At 47.0% G+C, this 15,280-nt stretch carries 9 protein-coding genes and 1 tRNA gene; 4 read left to right on the forward strand and 6 right to left on the reverse strand.

Translation table 11 applies throughout. The features are described 5' to 3' along the window. Positions 1–77 precede the first annotated feature (77 nt). The gene (locus PSE7367_RS09535; RefSeq protein WP_015165159.1) at positions 78–1,478 is read left to right on the forward strand and encodes a cobyrinate a,c-diamide synthase; all 1,401 of its coding nucleotides are present in this window, start codon (positions 78–80) and stop codon (positions 1,476–1,478) included. 6 nt (positions 1,479–1,484) lie between these two features. On the opposite strand, the gene PSE7367_RS09540 is transcribed toward PSE7367_RS09535, so the two are convergent. After that, complete coding sequence (locus PSE7367_RS09540; RefSeq protein WP_015165160.1) at positions 1,485–2,501, reverse strand: aldo/keto reductase; 1,017 nt, start codon at positions 2,499–2,501, stop codon at positions 1,485–1,487. Between the two features lie 428 nt (positions 2,502–2,929). Here PSE7367_RS09540 and PSE7367_RS09545 point away from each other — a divergent pair, with 428 nt between their 5' ends. Further along, positions 2,930–4,969 carry a ribonuclease catalytic domain-containing protein gene (locus tag PSE7367_RS09545; protein WP_015165161.1) on the forward strand — a complete coding sequence of 680 codons (2,040 nt, stop codon included), beginning with the start codon at positions 2,930–2,932 and terminating at the stop codon, positions 4,967–4,969. Between the two features lie 122 nt (positions 4,970–5,091). Here the strand turns inward: PSE7367_RS09545 and era are convergent, their stop codons facing one another. From era to PSE7367_RS09575, 5 genes are all read right to left on the reverse strand, one after another. Continuing rightward, positions 5,092–6,378: a GTPase Era gene (gene era, locus PSE7367_RS21150; RefSeq protein ID WP_015165162.1), complete on the reverse strand. Its 1,287-nt coding sequence runs from the start codon at positions 6,376–6,378 to the stop codon at positions 5,092–5,094. Positions 6,379–6,665: 287 nt separating this feature from the next. After that, positions 6,666–6,739 (reverse strand) — tRNA-Pro (locus tag PSE7367_RS09560). Positions 6,740–6,916: 177 nt separating this feature from the next. Further along, positions 6,917–7,465 carry a deoxycytidylate deaminase gene (locus tag PSE7367_RS09565; RefSeq protein ID WP_015165163.1) on the reverse strand — a complete coding sequence of 183 codons (549 nt, stop codon included), beginning with the start codon at positions 7,463–7,465 and terminating at the stop codon, positions 6,917–6,919. Between the two features lie 34 nt (positions 7,466–7,499). Next, the gene (locus PSE7367_RS09570) at positions 7,500–8,420 is read right to left on the reverse strand and encodes an ABC transporter permease subunit (RefSeq protein WP_015165164.1); all 921 of its coding nucleotides are present in this window, start codon (positions 8,418–8,420) and stop codon (positions 7,500–7,502) included. Between the two features lie 309 nt (positions 8,421–8,729). Then, positions 8,730–9,092, reverse strand: a complete 363-nt coding sequence (locus PSE7367_RS09575) for a hypothetical protein (RefSeq protein ID WP_015165165.1) — start codon at positions 9,090–9,092, stop codon at positions 8,730–8,732. Between the two features lie 234 nt (positions 9,093–9,326). Here PSE7367_RS09575 and PSE7367_RS09580 point away from each other — a divergent pair, with 234 nt between their 5' ends. Together PSE7367_RS09580 and PSE7367_RS09585 are read left to right on the forward strand one after the other, a co-directional pair. Next, positions 9,327–12,338 carry an AAA family ATPase gene (locus PSE7367_RS09580; protein ID WP_015165166.1) on the forward strand — a complete coding sequence of 1,004 codons (3,012 nt, stop codon included), beginning with the start codon at positions 9,327–9,329 and terminating at the stop codon, positions 12,336–12,338. 447 nt (positions 12,339–12,785) lie between these two features. Continuing rightward, positions 12,786–15,263 carry a response regulator gene (locus tag PSE7367_RS09585; protein ID WP_015165167.1) on the forward strand — a complete coding sequence of 826 codons (2,478 nt, stop codon included), beginning with the start codon at positions 12,786–12,788 and terminating at the stop codon, positions 15,261–15,263. Positions 15,264–15,280: the final 17 nt, after the last annotated feature.

The raw sequence follows: 15,280 nt of genomic DNA on the forward strand, positions 1-15,280 counted from the left end.
AGTTAGCGTGAGGTTGGCGATCGGCTAGACTTACTTAATTAGTGAGTTAAGCGGATTGAGCAGGAGCAGAAAATAATTTGGCGATCGCAATTGCCGGAACCCATAGCGGGGTTGGTAAAACCACAGTTACGCTGGCGATTTTGGCGGCTTTGCAGCGGTGGGGGCAAAAAATTCAATCGTTTAAGGTAGGACCCGATTACATCGATCCGATGTTTCATGGTGCGATCACGGGTCGATCTTGCCGTAATCTCGATCCAGTTTTGACCAGCAATCGCTATGTGCAAGCTTGCTTTACCCAACATAGTGCGATCGCCGATGGCGCAGTGATCGAGGGGGTGATGGGTTTATTTGATGGCGCAGCCAGTAGCGAGGTGGCTAGCACTGCTCAGGTGGTAAAGCTGCTCAATCATGCCTCTAAGCAAATATCTAACGATCGTATAACTAGCGATCGCAAACCCGCTGTTTCGCTGCTACTGGTAATCGATTGTGCCAAGATGTCTCGATCGCTGGCGGCGCTGGTTTATGGCTATGCAAATTTTGATCCGGATTTGCAAATTGCTGGCATCATTCTCAATCAGGTGGGAAGCGATCGGCATAAGCAAGTGCTCAGTGAAGCGATCGCGCCGTTGCATATCCCGATTGTGGGTGTGATTCCTCGGCAAGTAGAAATCAAATTAAGCGATCGGCATCTAGGATTAGTCCCCACCGAGGAGGTTGGTAATTTTAATCAGATTGTCGATCGCCTGGCGGAATTGGGCAAAACTTGCTTCGATTGGGACAAGCTATTGCCGCTGGTGCAGACAAATTCTGAGCAGTTAGCGGGGAAGCATGAGCCGATCGCCTCTTGTGATCTATCTCAACCCAAATCACCCGCCAGAATTGCCGTTGCCCGCGATCGTGCTTTTAATTTCTACTATGCTGATAATCTGGATTTGCTGAAATCCCTAGGCGCAGAGCTTCTTTTCTGGAGCCCATTAAAGGATCAAAAATTACCGGAAGGCACAACGGGGTTATATTTGGGTGGCGGCTTCCCGGAGATGTTTGCGGCGGAGTTGAGCGCGAACCAGGGGGCGATCGCCTCGATCCAACAACATACCCATTTACCAATCTATGCAGAGTGCGGCGGGTTGATGTATTTGAGTGAGTCGATTACTAATTTTGCGGGGGAAACTTTCCCGATGGTGGGGGTGCTGCCGACGCAAACAGTGATGGCGAAGAAACTAACGTTGGGGTATCGGCGTTGTGCTTTGCAAGATCCTAATAATGATTTGAGTGATAGTAAGACCTATTGGGGGCATGAGTTCCATCGATCGCAGTTAACGATCGAACCAACCGAGCCTGTTTACAAGTTGGCTAATTATGCGGGTGAGGCGATCGGGTTTGATGGCTGGAGGGTGAACAGGGCGATCGCTACTTATACTCATTTTCACTGGGGCGATCAGCCTGAGTTGGCAAGTTTTTTGTGGGGGTATGTCTAGCTAAAACTAACGATACTCATCGCCACAATCGCCGATGATCGCAAACAGATCCTTCGATTTAGCTGAGATCTGATCAATGCTAGCCTTATCTTCATCATCTAGCGCAAAATCAAACACCCTGGCATTCGCGGCAATATGCTCCGAAATGCTGAGCCTCGCCCCCACGATCGCTCCGGCCACGGTTGGCTGTTCCAGGATATAGCGCACCGCCACATTGGCAATACTGACGTTATGCTTTTTAGCGATCGGCTGCAACGTAGTCAACAGCGATTGAAACAATTGCCACCCACCCCAGGCATCGATCATCCGTTTATATTTGCCCTGCGAAACCGTTTCCAGTTGCCAGCGCCCAGGCTCCGATTTGCCCACATACTTATCCGCCAGCAAACCACCACAGAGGGTGCCATAGGCCAGCAATTGAATATTATTGGCTTGGCAGAAATCAATCATGGCAACCTGGGGACGGCGATCGACGATCGAGAATTGCACCTGATTGGACACAATCTTGATCCCATTTTTCACAATTATTTTGAGGCGTGGTGTATCAAAGTTGGTCAGCGCCAGATGTTTGATCTTGCCCTCCTTTTGCAAATCCACCATGTGCCCCAATGCATCCAAATAGGCACGATCGCCATAATCCCACCAGTGGAATTGGAGTAAATCCAGGGCTTCCACATCCATCCGCTTGAGGGAAATATCAATATTCCGCTCCACAACCTGGCGGGTCATTTTGCCGGGGCGGGGCACCCATTTGGTAAAGGCTTGCAAATTATTCAGGGCTGCCTGACCTTGCCGATCGCGCAGTTGCCGCCGGAACTCACCGATCAAATCTTCAGCGGGGCCATAGTGATCGGCCAGATCCCAGGTAGTAAAACCAGCATTGAAATAATCAAACATGCGATCGATCGCTTGGCTTGGGTTGATCTTGCCGTGGCCACCGGATACCTGCCACATGCCATTCAAAATCCGGCAGATGGTGAGGTCTTCAGTGAATTGAGTTCTGCTCTGGGCTGGTAGTTGCATTGGCGATCTAATTTTAGTAATATTTCTTAATAATCTATTTTAGAATGTAATCTGATCATACGAGCAGCGATCATACTTTTCTTGAGCTTGGGCGATCGGGTTTGATCCAGATTGTTGATTGATATTGGCGCTAGCAATCTCAAGTATTACGATCGAATAGAGATTATATTTCTCAAAGTATTTTGCCCTGATTAGATTTGATTAGATTAGTTATAGGGGAAAAATAATAGAATACTTATAAGCTGCTAATACTTGGTGCTTGCAACTGTGGGTATGATTAGTGTGTGGGATGATGAAGTGTTAAATAGATCCATGCTAATCAATTGATTTAGGGATTATGAGAATTTTTTAGTTGTTTAATTTGGCGACCTAAATTAGTAAGCCAACAATTTTGATTAGTATTTGAGTAATAAAGGCATAGGTAATTAGTGGACAAGGGCACACTGGTAGAAGTAAAACTGCATGGCGATCGCCGTCTGGCAGTGGTGGAGCGACCAGAAGGCAAAAAGCACATTCAGGTAATCGATGAAAATGGCACTGCCCATGTAGTACATCCGCGCGAAGTAGAATATGTGGTAAAGGTTGATCCTGAAAGTGATAGCCCCGTAAAATATAGTTCACAAAAAATCCCCAAGTTTACCGCTGAAGCTGAGCAATATATCGATCCATCTGCCCTAGAAATAGCCTGGGAATTGCTCAGTGAAGATCCAGATCAAGCCACGGTTTCCCCAGCGCAACTAGCTAATCTGCTGTTTTCCGACACATCTGCGGTGGCCACCTATGCTGCTTATAAATTACTAAGCGAGGATAAACTTTATTTCAAAAGCAAGGGACAGATTTATGAACCGCGATCGGCTAGCCAGGTAGCAGAGATCAAGCATCAAATTGAAGTGGCTGAGCAACGGGCACAGGAAGTAGAAAACTTTTTCCAAAAGCTCCGCGACAAAATAAGTGGAGAGGCAGTAGAGTGGACAAGTAGCGATCGCCGTAAACTTGAAAGCCTAGAGCGATATGCTACCCACGGCAATGAATCCTCAGATAAATCAGTAGCGATCGACATCTTCAAAACCCTCAAACGCGATCGCACCGAAACAGCCGCGTTTAACCTATTGGTTGATCTGGGCATCTGGTCTGTACACGAAAATATGTTTTTACGAAGGAGTCAAGTGCCGAGTGTATTTCCCGAAGCCGTTACCGCCAGGGCGCAAGAGTGTCTTGACTCACCCATAATCGACCCAATGGCGCGGATCGATCTGACGCATTTACATGTCTATACGATCGATGACGAGTCCACTACTGAAATTGATGATGGCCTTAGTGTTGAAACGCTGGCTGATGGTAGGCACAAGTTATGGATTCATATCGCTGATCCAACCCGCTGGTTAGAACCAGGCGATCTGCTCGATCTCGAAGCGCGGCGGCGTGGTACAAGTTTATATTTGCCAACGGGGATGATCCCGATGTTTCCGCCTGTCTTGGCGACTGGGCCGATGAGTCTGGTGCAAAAGCAGGTTTGCCATGCACTGTCGTTTGCGGTGGAATTAGACGAAGCTGGAGCGATCGTTGATTTTGATGTCCATACCAGCCTGATTAAGCCCAACTACCGGCTTACCTATGAAGACACCGAAGAGATGTTACATCTGGGGGTGGAGCAGGATTTAGACTTACTGGCCAAATATGCCCGACTGCGCAATCAATGGCGGCGATCGCAGGGGGCGATTAATATCAATTTGCCCGAAACGATCGTGCGGGTCGATCCCAATGACACCGATCAATTGACTTTGCATCTGCTAGAAAATTCATTCTCGCGGCAACTGGTGGCGGAAATGATGATCCTGGCTGGGGAGGTGGGTGCTAAGTTTGCTCAACAAAACAGTATCCCAGTGCCCTATCGGTTTCAAGAACAGCCGGATCTGCCTTCCGAAGAGGTGATCGTGCAATTACCACCGGGGCCAGTGCGAGAATTTGCGATCTGTCGGCGGATGACGCGGGGCGAGCTGAGTATTAATCCATTTCGTCATGCAGGTTTGGGTTTAGATGCCTATGTGCAGGTTACCTCGCCGATTCGTAGATATAGCGATCTGCTGACCCATTTCCAGTTCAAAGCCCATCTGCGTGGTGAACCGTTGCCCTATCAGGAGCAAGATTTAGACACATTATTAAAAATGATCGATCCGGCTACCTACGAAGCTACCCAGATCGAACGGCAAACGGTGCGCTATTGGAGTTTGGAATATTTACGCCGTCAGGGCAAGAAGGTATGGCAAGCGCTACTGCTGGATTGGCTGCGCGAGGATGAACGATTGGGGCTATTGCTGCTGGAGGATCTGGGTTTGAAGTTGCCGATCCGAATGATGCGGGATGCCTATGTGGGCGAAAGCTTGAATGTGGTGGTGAGCAATGTCGATCCGCGCCAGGACATTATTAACTTTGAAGTGGTGCAAGCACCGATGCTTCATGCCAATTAAATTAGCTCAACTAAAGCTGATATTAAATCTTGCTGGATACCCTTGATAAACATGCTTGTAACCGCTACTCATCTTGCGTTGCATATGCTGAAGATCCAGAGTATTTGAGCTTTAAGCCTACCTTATTTTTTGTCAGTGCGATAACCCAAGTCCATTAACTGGGTGCGAGACGATCGCCACTTCGATTGCACCTTTACAAACAGCTCCAGATGTACCTTTCCCATGATCATTTTCTGGATTTGTTGACGCGCCTCGCTGCCAATTTGCTTCAGCATCTGTCCGCCTTTGCCAATTAAGATCCCCTTCTGGGATTTACGCTCTACATAGATCGTCGCCATCACCCTGGTAATATGCTCTAGTTCATCAACTCGATCGATGCCCACCGCCACAGAGTGGGGCACTTCTTCGCGGGTGAGGAATAAAATTTGCTCGCGGATTAACTCGCCCATAATAAATCGCTCCGGTTGATCGGTAACCAGATCGGGGGGGTAGTAGTAGGGGCCTGGTTCCAGCCGATCGCAAATCGCATCCAGTAGCTGATCCAAGCCTTGCTTAGTCAAAGCCGAGAATTTTACCGTGTCCCAGCCCAGGTGATCGGCATAATCCAGATAGCTGCGACAGGTTTCGATCTGATCGAGATGGTCTAGATTAACTGCGATATCTTGATCAGAATTATTGATATTTACCGAATTTTCTTTGCTTGCGCTAGTTTCAAGCTCAGGATTAGCAAGATTGACGGGATGATCTGAACCACCAGATTGATCGCTATGATGATTAGCTTTTTGTTGATTTGCTAAGCCCTGATCTGCAGCCTTGCTAATATACTGCTCACTTTCGATCTTTGGGCTTTCGATTTTTAGGACTTGTGGCTGTTCAACCTTGCTTAAATTCCTGGTAGCGTTTGATTCTTGATCAATATCTAAATCAGTATTTAAGCGATCGCCTTGATTAACAACATCTTCATCGCCAAGATCGCCAGGATTTTCCTGCTCAGTATTATTAGCCTCAATCAACTGGTCAATTTTATTTAAACCCAGCAGCACCGGAGTACCAGCCTTCTGGATCAAATCGGCAATGAAGCGATCGCCCTTGCCCAACTTGGCATTACTATCCACCAACCAAACCACCAGATCCACCGTGGCGATCGCCCGCTTGGCATTGCCCACAATCACTTCACCCAGCAAATGGTGCGGTTTATGAATTCCTGGTGTATCAACCAGAATAATCTGCGCCCGATCGAGGGTGAGAATCCCCTGGAGGCGATTGCGCGTGGTTTGTGCCACCGGCGAGGTGATCGCAATCTTTTGGCCAATTAAGGCATTCATCAGGGTTGACTTACCCACATTTGGCCTGCCCACCAGCGCCACGAAACCAGACTTGAATTCAGGGTCAGCGGTAGGGATCAGCATTGATTTTTCAAGGGACTAGACAGGATCGATTTGGGCATATTTAAATTTCTAACTTATGGTGATTAGATTTAGTAATTCAGACCACAACAACCACAAACGGCTGAGGGAAAAGTACAAATTTGAGTTTACTTGAGTTTAAGACAACAGATTAATTATCTCTTGCGGAGCGATCGCCAGAGGCCAATGATTCAGGAGCTTAACTATTGCATCCTTGAAAAGTAGCTACTTAGATTTTTAAGTAACAATGCTATGGGTAAGTCAAGCAGACATAAATTAAATCTCATGAATCGGGATGATAGGATTCGAACCTACGACCCTCTGGTCCCAAACCAGATGCGCTACCAAGCTGCGCTACATCCCGCGATCGAAACTGCTTTAAATTTGCTAATTACTTTGCGATTAAAGCAAGCAATTGCAACTCTATTGTACCTATTATCTTAAATAGCTACTTTTAAAATTGCAGCCTAATGATTATACACTCTTTGCCCAATTTGGCTGCACTGATTAATTAATTACCTAACCAAGATTCAGCCCATATTTAACCCAGATTTAACATCGTGAGGCTCGAAGTCTGGTTCTGGAGCGAACTTATTGCCAGGGCGATCGTTTTTTCAGACAACTCAATTCGATTTAATTTAACCAGTTGCTCATCCAGGAAAATATCACGCACTACCGCATTGCCCTTTTTGCTAGATGGCGTTTCATAGAAAACCTCAGCGATCCCAGCGGAGATAATTAGCTTCAGGCAATTTAAGCAGGGCTCCAGGGTCACATAGATTTTGGCTCCGCTAGTGCTCTCGCCGCTTTTGGCCGCCTGAGCGATCGCATTGGCTTCAGCATGTACCGCCCGCGAAGGTAGCGATTGACTGGAGCTGCAACTGTCCAGGCCAGGATAGCAATAACCGAGATCGATACAATGGGCGGATTTGGAAGGGGGGCCATTGTAGCCGGTGGCCAGGATTTGTTTGTTTTTGACAATCACCGCACCCACTGGAAAAGCCAAACAGGTCGAACGAGTTGCAGCTAGCTTGGCCAGCATCATGAAGTATTCATGCCAATCGGGGCGGTGGCGATCGCTAGGATTCATAAATAACTAAGAAACTCATAACTAAGCTTATCTCTTATCTCTCCTTTGCCTGCACCTTACGATTCAGAAAATCAGTAATTAAGGCAATAATTAAACTGAGGGTCAGATAGCCCAACATTAAGATTGCAATCCCTTCCACTTCTTTGCCAGTCTGGTTACTAACGGTCGAGGTGATTTTATAAAAATCATCATAGCCAGTTACAGCAGCCAAGCTGGAGTTCTTCGCCACATTTAAGTATTGACCAGTTACAGGCGGAATAATAATCTTGAGTGCCTGGGGAAAAACCACCAATCGCATTGCCAGGGTTGACTTTAGCCCCAGAGCTTTGGCGGCCTCCCACTGTCCCTTGGAAACCGACTCAATCCCACCGCGCACAATCTCACCAATAAAGGCTGCCGTGCTCAAGCTCAAGCCCAATACGATCGCGGCTAATTCCGGAGGGAGTTTTAATCCAGTGCCTGCCAGGGCAATCCCAGTCACATCAAAGGTGACCAGGCCAAACAAACTCAAAGGTTCTTGGGGGGCGGGGAGCAACAGTAATAAGCCATAGATGAAAGCCAGTTGTAGCACTAGTGGAGTATTCCGAAATGCTTCCACATAAACCAATGCGATCTTGCGTAGTAGCCAGTTTTCCGACAAACGGCACACGCCGATCGTAATGCCAATCACCGTAGATAGGAAAATTGAAACGATCGTTACTTTGATCGTATTGATCATACCGATCGTAATTGCCCGAATGTAGGGGTCGGTGGGGCTATAGGAAATCGGCGTATCGGCAATTTGGAACGAAGCCTCCGATTGCAAAAAGCCAAAGCCGATCGTTAAGCCTTTTTCAGTGAGGTTAAATACCAGGTTATTCCAGGCACCAATGAAGATGACAACTACGCCCACACACAGCACTACCTGGAGAATAATCCGCCATTGCCTGCCGATCTTTGTTGCTATTGACCCCATCTTGAATCGATCGCCCTTACTAATTTGCCATGTTTCTAAGAATATACCTTGTCTATGGATACAGATACCATAGCGATCGCTGATGCGATTGTGCAATCTAAACCTAAATACCCACCTAAATCCTCAGCTTGGCGAAGCTGTGGCTACGGGATTCTGGAGTCAGTGTGAAGGTAATAGCAATTACCACAATAGCGATCGCTAACCTTAATATCTCAAATATCTCAGCAAGATTGCGAAACTGATCTAAAACAATTGAACATCAAGTAATTTAATTAGCTTTAAATGCCAGTTAACTACCACTCAAATAAATTAGGATTTGCTTTCTGGAGTGGGTAAAGAATTATAGTTATTACCAAATACCGGAGCCGGATCAAGATTGGCAATTTGAAAGAATTGATCAGGTGAAATGAGCGGCTTGAAATTGCTAGGATCTTCCCAATGCTTTAGTAACTGATGCACTTTTTTAATAAACGGCAGCCCCCTGATTGACGGGATCTCAGACCAGGTAGCGGCGATCGTTTCCACCAGGGCTAGCTCAATTTGTGGCGACATATAAGCCTGGAGTAGATCGGTTAAATAATCATTGAAATCAGCAATTTCATCACCATATAACTGGTAACTATCAACAATATACTGCACCCGTTGGCGACCGATCTTTTCCCAAAGTTCCATAATATAAATCTTATCGGAAAATTGTTGAACTTAGAAGCCCATCACAGGTCAATTGCACTATATTCTATTAGTATAGTAGACCAGTATGATTAAAGAGCTTAGCTAAAAGATGATCAATCTAGAACTGATTTCTATGTTTGATTGGGTTAACTGGGCTGCTCTACTTTCAGATCATTTGTACTAAAGCGATCGCCATTACTTTGCGATTGCTATCCCTTCAATTCATATTCGAGTATGATTCCTCGAAAATTAAGCTTAAGAAATTTTTTAAGCTATCAAGAACTGGTACTTGATTTTGCCGGATTGCACACGGCCTGTATTTGTGGTGCGAATGGTGCGGGTAAATCTTCACTCTTAGAAGCGATCACCTGGGCGATCTGGGGGCAAAGCCGGGTGGCCACGGAAGATGATGTGGTTTATGTGGGGGCAACGGAAGCACAGGTTGATTTTAGTTTCACTGCCCACGATCGCACCTATCGGATTATGCGGACGCGCCCCCGTGGTAGTGCCACTGTGTTGGAATTTCAAATGCTGGGTGATGGCGGCTATAAATCCTTAACTGAGCGTGGTCTTAGGGCGACCCAGCAGGCGATTTTGACCCATTTAAAAATGGATTACAATACGTTCGTCAATTCCGCCTATTTGCGGCAAGGAAGAGCGGATGAGTTTATGCTACGGCGACCGGGCGATCGCAAGCAAATCTTGGTGGATATGCTGAACCTGGCTCAGTATGAGCATTTAGGTGAAAGCGCTAAGGATGTGGTGCGCGATTGTAAGGCGGAGGCAAATGCGATCGCGGCGGCGCTAGCCAGTTTGCAGGAAACCCTGGCGCAAGAGCAAATCATTCAGCCACAGTTAGCCCAACTGAATCAAGATTTAGCTGCCCTCAAACTTGTAAATGCCACAACCAAGCAGCAATTGCAAACCAAAGGTAGCGAACAGCAGCAAAGACAAAACCAGCAGCAACAGCTTAACTGGCAACAACGCCGATACGATCGCTTGCAGGAAGATTGTCAACGTTTGCAAACCCAGGTGCAGCAACAGCACGGTCAACTACGCGAACTCGAAGTGATTATTAGCCACAGCGATCGCATTTACCAAGAACATGCCCATTACCAAGAGTTATGTCACCGCGAAGCCGAAGCGAATCGTAAATCCCAACGCTATCAACAGCTTAATCAAGAGAAAAGCCAACTCCAACAGGCGATCGCAGTTAAGCAAAGTGAATTAAAAGAACAGCTCAAACATGCTCGGCTGGAATTAGAGCGATTGCAGCAAAAACAACAAGAACTGAATCTGGCGATCGCTAAGGGAACGGAAATAGAAGCAGCGGTGAATAAGCTCCATCAGGCCAGGGCACAATTGCGCCAATTCGATCGCCTCCAAGCCCAGGCCAGCCCTTTGATCCAACGCCAGCATTCCCTCCAACGCCAATTAGACCAGCATGTCGCCAAGCTCACTGCCCAATTAGACGCGCAGCGTAAACAACTTCACCAATGGCGATCGCAAACCCAACTAAACCCCGACCTGCTGGCGACCAAGCAGCAAATTGACCAGGCAATTAGCCATCTGCAAGCCAGACAAGCCTATCAGAACCAGGTATATGAGAAGGGCTTAGAACGGCGTAGTTTCCTAGAACGGCTCCAGGAACGGGCACAAGCCTGCCAAGCGCAATTCTCTGAACTTAGCGATCGCCTCGCTCAATTAAGCCAGCCCCACCAGGCCGATTGTCCCCTGTGCCAGCAATCTCTGGACCACAATCATCGAGAGCAACTCAAGCAAAAACTAGAACAGGAATATCAATCACTCCAGGCCGAAATCTGGGTAATTAAGGAACAGCAAGCAGCTTCTGAATGTGAAATTCAAGTCCTCCGCCAGGAATATCGCCAACTCAGCCAGGAGTTAGCCGCCCTGCCCACTTACCTGCAGCAAAAAGGCCATTTGGAAGCGCAATTGCAAACCAGCAGCAACACCCACAGCCAGATTCAAACCCTGGAGCAAGAAATTGCCCAGCTTGAAACTTGTTTGCAGCAGCAAGACTATTTGCCAGAAGCCAGAGCTGAGCTTGATCTAGTGGAATCTGGTCTGGCTCAACTGAACTACGATGAACGGAATCATGCACTGGTGCGCGGGGAAGCAGAGCGCTGGCGCTGGGCTGATCTGAAATTAACTGAGCTTAAAAAAGCGATGCGCGAGCATGAACAGGTCTTACAACAACTGCCCCAACAGCAAGCCCAGGTAGAACTACGATCGCAGCGCTTAAACCAACATGCGATCGATTTGGAATTGCAGCAGCAACTAGAACAATGCGATCGGCAACTAGCTCAAATTGGCTATGATCCTGCCACTCATCAACAACTGCGTCAGGCTCAAACCCAAGCCCAACCAGCCCTGTTGCACTATCAAGAACTGACGATCGCCAGACAGAAACATCCAGAAGTGCTTAGCCAATATCAACAAACTAAGCAGCAATATGCTCAAAAGCAAGCTGATCTGGCGGTGCTCAGTCAAGAGATCGATCGGCTTCAGCAAACCTTGGCCGTAACCCCAGACCTCGCAGAGGTAATTAAACAACTAGAACAGGAATTGGCTGATCAACGATCGCAAATTGAACAGTTAATTGGCGCGATCGCCCGCTTCCAGCAAACCCAACAGCAGCTAGAGACCCAGAAAAGCCAGGCCAGCAATCTAGAAACCCGCCTGACTGAGTTGCGCCACCGCCAGCAGATTCACCAGGAACTGCAATATGCCTTTGGTAAAAATGGCATCCAGGCTTTGATGATCGAAACGATGCTGCCACAAATCGAAGCAGAAACGAATATTTTGTTAGCTAAGCTCAGCAATCATCAATTACATGTCAGGTTTATTACCCAAAAGGCGGGCAAACGCAGCGATCGCTTGATCGATACCCTTGATATTGAAATTGCCGATAGCCAGGGCACCCGCCCCTATGAAACCTATTCCGGTGGTGAGTCGTTCCGGATTAACTTTGCGATTCGGCTGGCGCTGTCGCGGGTATTGGCACAGCGGGTTGGTGGTAAGCTGCAAACGTTGATCATTGATGAAGGGTTTAGTACCCAGGATCATGAGGGCTGCGATCGGTTGGTGGCCGCGATTAATGCGATCGCTGGTGACTTTGCCTGTATTTTAGTAATTACCCACATGCCGCAGCTAAAGGAAGCATTTAGCCACCTCATAGAAGTGAGCAAGACAAACATGGGATCAAAAATTAATCTTGTCGCCTAACCATTGCCGTTATATTGTATTAACAATGGAAATAGTGCATAAACGGAGCTTCCAATTATCTGGACTGGTGGCTTTGCCAATTAGCGCTAAATTTCGATCAAAGCTATCAAACCGCCATAATCATTAGCCTAGCGATCTGGAACTATAGAACTATAGTGAGTGACTAGATCCCAGGATTAATTAGGCATGTCAAGCTAGACATTTAATTAAAGCAGTCTTTAGCTTACTGAAACAATAACGTTCCTAAGCAACCAACACAACGTTTATGGCAATCTTGTAATAGTGATTGATGCGGCTACTCCTACAATTTGGTTTAGCTCTTGCAGGGTTTGAACTTTATTTGAGAATTTACTAGTCCAAAGAGTTTTTTGACTAGCCTAGTCTTGCTTGCATAGACTGTTTGACTGCGTTTGTGAATATTGACCCAACCTATGTGGATAGACAAAAATGAGAATACTGGTTATTGATGTAGATGAGCAGATCGTTACCTCAATTACTGAAGTTTTGAGTCAGCATCGTCACTTAGTTGATTCAGCCTCAGACTTCAATCAGGGTTGGGATCAAATCCAAGCGTTTGAATATGATCTGCTAATTTTATCGTTTACTCTTGCTGAGCAATCCAGCCAATTGGGTGAATTAGGTAAATCATGCGAATCAAGTAAATCAGAGGGGCTTAGACTGTGCCAACGGCTACGCCAGGAAAAGTATCAAATGCCGATCCTGATGCTAGGGAACCAGAATGATGCGATCGTGGCTGCCCAAGCCCTTGATGCAGGTGCCGATGACTATTTAGCCCAACCATTTGAATGGCCAGAATTTTTAGCTAGATTCAGAGCCCTGTTGCGCCGTAATAGCACCACAGTAACACCAACTTTGCAGTGGGGACAACTCGAATTAGATCCAATTAGTTGTAAAGTGACCTATATTGAAGCGCCAGTCAACCTGAGACCCAGGGAATATAAATTATTAGAGCTATTTATGCGCAATCGCAATCGCATCTTTAGCTGTGGCGCAATTCTCGATCGGCTCTGGTCATTTGATGATCCACCGGGGGAAGAAACAATCAGAGCCCACATCAAAGGGCTACGTCAGAAATTGAGGGCCGTTGGCGCTGCTGATCTAATCGAGACGGTCTATGGTTTGGGTTACCGACTCAGGGCGATCGAAAAAAGCGATCCTGCTCTGGCCGATCCTAAAACGGCAGAAGTAGTTCAGATTAAGATGATTCCTAGTTTGCAGCAGGCGTTGTCTCGCACCTGGGAGAGAATTAAACCCACCATTATCAATAAACTGGCTAGTTTTGAGCAAGCTCTGCAAGCGATCGAGTCCGGTGACCTAGACCGACAAATCTGCCGGGAAACCCAGGCTGATGTACAGGAATTAGCTAATCTGCTGATTGCTTTTCAAGCCGAGAAAGCTACCAAAATTGCCAATCAAATCAGTGACTTCTTTGGCGATCAATTGGTGGAATCCAATAATGGCCAGGTACAGATCACGCAAAAGCAAGATATAAATATAAATCAGTTGATGATTGACCTGCGCCAAGAGCTCGATCGGATTGATCTGGTCGATCGCCATGCCGAGGTGGGGCATGGGGCCACTGATTCAACTTCAACCGATTGCTGTGGTGATGATGAAAATGCTCAAGAGCCCGACACGCGATCGCGCTTATATCTAGTTGAAAGCGATGCCGAACTGGTGGAAAAGCTCCTGTGGGAAGCCACAATCCGCGATATTAATTTAGAGGCTTTCCCGGATACCAATGCAGCACGTAGGGCGATCGAACAGCAGTGGCCGGATATTTTACTACTCAATCCCAATTGCAGCCGCTCCGTTGAAGATGGGCTGACTTTGCTGACCGAATTAACCAATCTAACTCCTGCGATCCCGGTGGTGGTTATTTCCGAACAAGGGGATATTGATACTCGTCTTGAGGCAATGCGCCTGGGATGTCGAGCTTTTATCCAAAAGCCCTCATTGCCCGATCATACGATCGAAGTTATCGTTCAAATTCTGCAAGAAACCGAGGATTGTCTGGCCAAAGTATTAGCAGTGAATGGCGATCAGAAAAGCCTGGGCATTCTCAGAGCCTTGATGGAGCCCTGGGGGATGCAGTTAACTACATTGAGCAATCCACTGCATTTCTGGGAAGTGCTAGAAAAGGTGTCGCCAGATCTGTTGCTGCTGGATCTAGAAATGCCACACATCAATGGCTTTGAGTTATGTCAATTGGTGCGGAATGCACCGCGCTGGTCGGGCTTACCGATTATTTTCCTGTCTAAGCAAACCCAAACCAGTACCCTCCGGCAAATGTTCAGTGCTGGCGCGGATGACTTTGTCAGTAAGCCGATCGCTGGGCCAGAATTGATTACGCGTATTTTTAACCGGATTGAACGAAATCAATTGTTCCGTCGATTGGCTGAACGTGATTCTCTCACCCAACTTCCTAATCGCGCTAAATTTAGTCTTCATCTTAAACGATTACTGGGAATTGCCGAGCAGCGGGGCAAGGTTGTAGATATTGGTATGATTGCGATCAATGAGCTAGGGCAAATTAACCAGCAATTTGGGTTTGCGATCGGCGATGCCATAATTCGTCAGTCGGCTGAATTACTCAAAAGATACTTCTGCAACGAGGATATGGTGGGGCGGTGGAGTGGCCGCAAATTTATTGTCTCTATGTATGATATGGAGCCAGGCATAGGACGCAAAAGAATCGAAGAAGCTGTTTTTGCCCTAAAAAATAAGCCATTTGTAACCACCGAAAGGAAAAAGTTCCACACTGATTTTAGTGGCGGCTTAGCCAGTTTCCCTGCTGATGGTGAAAACCTCGAGTCCCTTTCTGCGATCGCCGAAGCGGATTTACACCAATCCAGGGTTAAATCTAGAGATGCAAAACAACCCAGCCAAATTGCTGCTACTTAAATTACTTAGCCTAAGTT

It is taken from the genome of Pseudanabaena sp. PCC 7367 (assembly GCF_000317065.1).
GTDB classification, from domain to species: Bacteria; Cyanobacteriota; Cyanobacteriia; order Pseudanabaenales; family Pseudanabaenaceae; genus Thalassoporum; species Thalassoporum mexicanum.

What these genes read in the sequence shown, in the direction of transcription:
- PSE7367_RS09540 (WP_015165160.1), bottom strand. Translation starts at nt 2,501, where the DNA reads ATGCAACTACCAGCCCAGAGCAGAACTCAATTCACTGAAGACCTCACC.
- era (WP_015165162.1), bottom strand. Translation starts at nt 6,378, where the DNA reads ATGCTGATCCCTACCGCTGACCCTGAATTCAAGTCTGGTTTCGTGGCG.
- PSE7367_RS09565 (WP_015165163.1), bottom strand. Translation starts at nt 7,465, where the DNA reads ATGAATCCTAGCGATCGCCACCGCCCCGATTGGCATGAATACTTCATG.
- PSE7367_RS09570 (WP_015165164.1), bottom strand. Translation starts at nt 8,420, where the DNA reads ATGGGGTCAATAGCAACAAAGATCGGCAGGCAATGGCGGATTATTCTC.
- PSE7367_RS09575 (WP_015165165.1), bottom strand. Translation starts at nt 9,092, where the DNA reads ATGGAACTTTGGGAAAAGATCGGTCGCCAACGGGTGCAGTATATTGTT.
- PSE7367_RS09580 (WP_015165166.1), top strand. Translation starts at nt 9,327, where the DNA reads ATGATTCCTCGAAAATTAAGCTTAAGAAATTTTTTAAGCTATCAAGAA.
- PSE7367_RS09585 (WP_015165167.1), top strand. Translation starts at nt 12,786, where the DNA reads ATGAGAATACTGGTTATTGATGTAGATGAGCAGATCGTTACCTCAATT.